This is a genomic window from Micromonospora yasonensis (genome assembly GCF_026013475.1).
Lineage (GTDB): Bacteria > Actinomycetota > Actinomycetes > Mycobacteriales > Micromonosporaceae > Micromonospora > Micromonospora yasonensis.
In genome coordinates, this window is sequence record NZ_JAPDPH010000337.1 from 1 (window position 1) to 5,408 (window position 5,408).

Sequence of the window (5,408 nt, forward strand, 5' to 3'; positions counted from 1 at the left end):
TCTCCGAGACCGCCTACTACCGCGGCATGTCCAAGAACAACTCGACGACCGTGGTGAACCTGACCGACTCCGCCGGCGGCGTGCACGAGGACGTCAACGAACTCGCCGGCAAGGAACTCGAAACCACGAACTACCTGGGCGAGGGTGGCCGGGTCGACTCCTCGACCATCACCTCCTACTGGATCTCCGCGGCCACCGCCACCCGCAGCCGCACGGGGTTGCCGGCGCTGACGGCGCAGTGGGTCGCGCCGATCAAGACGTACACCCGGCAGGCGGTCACCAGCAGCGGTGCCGTCACCTGGCGGTACACGGCGAGCGAGAACAGCTACGACGCGAACACCGCCAGCGCCACGTTCGGCGAGTTGAAGAACACCTACACCTACACCGTGCCCGTCGACCCGGCCTACGACCAGTGCACCACCTACACCTACGCGCCAGCCAACACGGGCAAGAACCTGGTGGGCCTGGTCAGCCAGACCGAAACCCTGTCGGCCGCCTGCGGCGGCTTCACCCAGGGCACGCCAGCGTCGGAGCCCGGCAGCGTCAACACCCTCACCGCGCCCGCGACGGTCAACCGGCCCGCGCAGGTGGTCAAGGCCGAGCGGAACTACTACGACGACACCACCTTCGCCACCACCTTCCCCCAGGCCACCGCCCCGTCGAAGGGCGACGTCACCATGCAGCGGACCGCCAAGGACTACACCTCCGGCGCGTACGTCTGGCAGACGGACGAGATGACGACTTACGACAGCTACGGCCGTGCTGTCGACGAGTACGACGGTGGTGGCACGAAGACCACCACCAACTACACGATGAACAACGTCAACGTGGTGACCGCGACCTCCACCACCAACCCTCTCAACCAGACCGAGTCCAAGACCATCAACCCGAGGCGCGGAAGCACCCTGACCGCCACGGATGAGAACGGGGTGGTGACTCGAGAGCAGTACGACGCTCTGGGACGGGTGACGGCGGTGTGGCTCAACTCGCGGGCGACCAGCAGTCCGGCAAACAACAAGTTCACCTATACCCTTGCCAAGACCGGCGTCACCGCCGTGACGTCGCAGAAGCTCAACAACTCAAACGGTTACCAGACGTCGATCGTCATCTACGACGCGCTGTTGCGAGCCCGCCAGACCCAAGGTGTCACGCCGCAAGGGGGTCGGACGATCAGCGACACGTTCTACGACACCCGCGGCTGGGTGCGGGCGTCGTATAACGGCTGGTGGGACGACGCGACGACGCCGACGGTCAGTACCCCGGTGTCGGCAGCGGATCTGGGCAAGCAGGTGCCGAACCAGACATTCAACACCTACGATGGCCTAGGTCGAACGGTGGTCGTCGAGGCGGCGAAGAACGGCGTCACGGTCTCCAAGACGACGACCGTCTACGCCGGGGACCGCACCACTGTTGTGCCGCCCACCGGAGGAGTGGTCGCGGCCACGGTCACCGATCCTCTGGGCCGGAAGGCAGAGCTCCAGGAATACAGCGCTCGTCCGACCGTCACCACGCCAGCCGACACGTTCACCGGCACCTTCGCTGTCACCGGTGGTACCGCGATAGCCAGCAAGTACGGCTACGACGGGCACGGCAACCAGTCGGCACTCACTGACGCCAAGGGCAACGTGTGGACCTCGACGTACAACCTGCTCGGCCAGGTGGTGGGGAAGTCGGACCCGGATGCCGGGGACAGCACGATGGCGTATGACGCCAGCGGCAACCTGATCGAGTCCACGGACAGCCGGGGCAAGACGGTGTCCTACACCTATGATGCGCTGGACCGGAAAACCGGGGAGTTCGCCGCCACCGTGGCGAATCAGTCGGCAGCGAATCAGCGAGCCGCGTGGGTGTACGACAACAGCAACGGTGTCGCCGGCGTCACCAACGCGATCGGCGAGCTGACCACCACGATCACCTACCGGGGTGGCCAGGCGTACACGTCGCAGGAGAAGGCGTTCGACGTCTTCGGCAACAGCCTGGGCGTGACGGTCACGATCCCGGACACCGAGGGCGCCCTGGGTGGTCAGTACATTTTCGGGCACACCTACACCTCGGTGCTGGGCCTGCCGTTGACCGACACCTATCCCGCGAAGGGCAGCCTGCCGTCGGAGACGGTCATTCACGGCTACTCCGGTGTGCTGGATCTGCCGACGACGTTGGGTGGGTCGACCGCCTACACCAGCGGGGTCACCTATGACGCGTGGGGTCGGGTGAACCAGCAGACGGTGGGCAGCACGACCAGCGCCGCCTACGTCACCAACACCTACGACACCCACACCGGCCGGCTGACCAACCAGCTCGTCACCCGCAACAAGACCACCCCGGCGACCGTCGACGAGCAGGAATACCAGTACGACCTCGCCGGGAACATCACCCGCAAGATCAGCAAGCGGTACGGGGCGAGCACCCCCGCCGAGACCCAGTGCTACGGCTACGACGGCCTGGCCCGGCTGATCGAGGCGTGGACCGCCACGGACGCCTGCGCCGCCATCCCGACCGATACCAACAAGTCGATGGTGGGCAACAGCATCGGCGGCGGCAGCGCCTACTGGACCAGCTGGAGCATCGATCTGCTCGGCAACCGCACCCAGCAAACCGAACACGGCCTCGGCGCCGCCGGGAACATCACCACCTCCTACACCTACGACGGCAACGGTCAGAACAAGCCCCACACCCTGACCTCCACCACCATGACGGGAGCTACCACCGGCACCACCTCCTACACCTACGACAACGCCGGTAACACCACCGGACGCAACGCCGCCCAGGGCAACCAGACGCTGACCTGGGACGACGCCGGAGATCTCGTCTCGGTCACCGGGGGTACGAGCGGCAACAACACCTTCATCTACGACGCCGACGGCAACCTGCTGCTGCAGAAGGAACCCGGCAAGAACACCCTCTACCTGCCAGGTCAGCAGCTCACCCTCAACACCGCCACCGGCGTCATCGACGGCGACCGCTACTACGCCCTCCCGGGTGGGGGTACCTGCATCCGCTCGGGCAGCGGCACGGCATATACCTTCGCAATCGCCGACCACCAGGGCACCCCGTCGCTCTACCTCGACAACACCGCCCAGAACCCCACCTGGCGGCAGTACACCCCCTACGGCGGGCCCCGTGGAGCCGCTGTTACCGCACCCGATAACCGCGGCTTCCTCAACAAGCCGATGAGCCCCACGGGACTCACCATCGTCGGCGCACGCGCCTACGACCCGACCCTCGGACGGTTCATTTCGGTGGACCCGATGCAGGACGCCGGCGACCCTCAGCAGTGGAACGGATTCGCCTACGCCGACAACACTCCGGTGACCTCCAGCGACCCCACCGGCATGATTCCGGAAGACTGCCGGCACTTCGACTGCTATGGCTACAGCCCGACGAACGGCTGCCCCGGCGGCTGCGGCTCGACCGACAACATCAAGTGGGGCAAGAAGCATCACAAGACGAGTACCAAGCCGAAGCCCGGTGGCAAGTACGTCCCGCCGCCGCGACCGGCGCCCAAGCCCAAGGTGAAGGAGAAGAGCAAGTGCGGCGCCTTCTCCTGGGTCTGCAAGCAGGCGTCACGCGCCGGCGACTGGATGAAGGATCACCCTGACATCACCGGAGCTGTTGCCGGCCTCGTCGTCGGCGTGGGATGCACGGCCTTCACGCTGGGCGCAGGAGCTCTCGCCTGCGGCGCTCTCGGTGGCGCCGTGGCCGGCGGCCTGACCTCCGCGCTCGAAGGAAACAGCATCGGCGAGGTGGCGTTCGATACCACTGTAGGCGCCCTGTTTGGTGTAGCGGGCGGGGCCGCCGGCAATACCGCCGGTGCCTTTGCCGGTCAATTCGGTAAGGCGTTGGGGAAGAAGGCGGTCGGTGAGGCGCTCCAAACGGGCGCCAAGGCTGCTGGTAGCACCTTCAAGAGTCTGTTCAGCCACGAGGCGCGCGAGGCCATGACCCGCAGCGGCGTGAAGGGGCTGGCGAAGACCCACAAGGTGCTGCTTGGCAGCAAGATCGGTCGGCCGGTGTATGGCAAGGTGCTCAAAGAGGGCAGGGCTAACATGATCGGCGGCTTCGTGGTCAACGGCTTCATACCGGGGAGCCCGAGTGATATTGGAAAGTGGAACCCCTTCAACGCAGTACAAGGCGCCCTGACGGGTTACTAGGGCAAATGTTCATGTCTCATTCTGCCGGCGGCGCGGGAGGCAGTGGCCGGAGTTACCTCCGGTCGCTGCTCTCCTGCGCCGTCTGGTCGGTGGTGATCGCCGTCGTGACCGCGACCCTCGGCTTGGGTCTGACGACGGTCATGAGCGCCTACCCCGGAGAGACGACGCCGACCTGGACCTCTCCGAGGGCTGTGCGGGCGGACGTGGATCGCTGCGAACGGACCGGCCCCGTGAGCTCGTCTGGCTTCGGATACTGGTGGCGATGCCAGGTGGTGGTGAGGGAGGGGGCAGGGCCGACGAGAAACGTTGTCCTCAGCGGCTCCGTGGTCACCGGGGCTGACACCGGCCGATCGGTCGCGCTCGTGCAAAGGTGCGCCAGCCGCGTGAGCCGCGAGTGTGCGTACACGCGCTCGGGCAGTGAGGTGGTCGCGGTGGCGATCCGCCTCCTGCACGTGTTGCGGATCACCGTCGTCGTACTAGGGATGATCATCATCGTGCTGCTGCTGGTCCGGGGCGTGCTCGGCCAGCGACTGTATGCTCGCCTCGTCTCGTCCGGTCAGGAGCCGGCTTCGGAACGTGGAGAGTAGGGCGATTGATGCGTCCCGGTGAAGCGGAACTTAGGATCCATTTCTCTTATCCGCAAGGTCCTTTCGCTGATGTGTACCGCTCGGCTCGCCCCGGAGTCGCATTGAACGGCGCCTCGCCTGTTATGTCGAACTGGGGGGAACAGCGGTTGCCCGTTACCGCGGGCTCCTGGGTCGTCAAGGTTTCCGTGTCCTTCGGCGGTCGTGATGATCTCGGCCTCGCCGAGTGCGTGGTGTCGGTCGCCGAAGGGGCGGTCGTCGAACTGGAATACCGTGCGCCGACTGTCATCGGTTTGAGCGGTGCAATTCGTCGCCGTTGACCTGTCCGGAGGTTGTCACGACGCTCGACAAGTCACCTACTTCCTGAGCAGCCAGAGCACGCCGAGCGGCGGCACCCGCAGCGCCACGGACGCCACCATCCCGTGCCACGGCACGTTCTCGGCCTGCACCGCGCCCAGGTTTCCCACCCCCGACCCGCCGTAGTGCTGCGCGTCGGTGTTGAGCACCTCGGTCCAGGTGCCGGCGGCCGGCAGGCCGATCCGGTAGCCCTCCAGCGGCAGCGCCGAGAAGTTGGCGATGCAGACCAGCGTCGCGCCGTCCGGGGCGATCCGGATGAACGAGACGGTGTTGTTGGCGGCGTCGTCGCCGGCGATCCAGCGGAAGCCGGCCGGTTCGG

General features: G+C 66.3%; 5 protein-coding genes. 3 read left to right on the top strand and 2 right to left on the bottom strand.

The window, feature by feature from the left end; translation table 11 throughout:
• Nucleotides 1-175: 175 nt before the first annotated feature.
• Nucleotides 176-298, bottom strand: a complete 123-nt coding sequence (locus ONA70_RS34435) for a hypothetical protein (RefSeq protein ID WP_265010667.1) — start codon at nucleotides 296-298, stop codon at nucleotides 176-178.
• 64 nt (nucleotides 299-362) lie between these two features.
• Between ONA70_RS34435 and ONA70_RS34440 the strand changes: the two genes are divergently transcribed.
• The 3 genes from ONA70_RS34440 to ONA70_RS34450 all read left to right on the top strand — a co-directional run bounded on the left by ONA70_RS34440 (nucleotide 363) and on the right by ONA70_RS34450 (nucleotide 5,052).
• Nucleotides 363-4,148, top strand: a complete 3,786-nt coding sequence (locus tag ONA70_RS34440; protein ID WP_265010668.1) for an RHS repeat-associated core domain-containing protein — start codon at nucleotides 363-365, stop codon at nucleotides 4,146-4,148.
• A gap of 11 nt (nucleotides 4,149-4,159) precedes the next feature.
• On the top strand, nucleotides 4,160-4,735 hold the full coding sequence (locus ONA70_RS34445) for a DUF6346 domain-containing protein (RefSeq protein WP_265010671.1): 576 nt from the start codon (nucleotides 4,160-4,162) through the stop codon (nucleotides 4,733-4,735).
• A 146-nt stretch (nucleotides 4,736-4,881) separates the two neighbouring features.
• A complete protein-coding gene (locus ONA70_RS34450; RefSeq protein WP_265010669.1) occupies nucleotides 4,882-5,052 on the top strand; it encodes a hypothetical protein in 171 nt (56 codons plus the stop codon).
• Between the two features lie 36 nt (nucleotides 5,053-5,088).
• Here ONA70_RS34450 and ONA70_RS34455 read toward each other — a convergent pair.
• Nucleotides 5,089-5,408, bottom strand: a 320-nt coding sequence (locus ONA70_RS34455) for an alpha amylase C-terminal domain-containing protein (RefSeq protein WP_265010670.1), incomplete at its 5' end; no start/stop codon positions are given.

Bases quoted from the DNA above. Each gene is read 5' to 3' on its own strand.
- ONA70_RS34445 (WP_265010671.1), top strand. From the start codon at position 4,160: ATGTCTCATTCTGCCGGCGGCGCGGGAGGCAGTGGCCGGAGTTACCTC.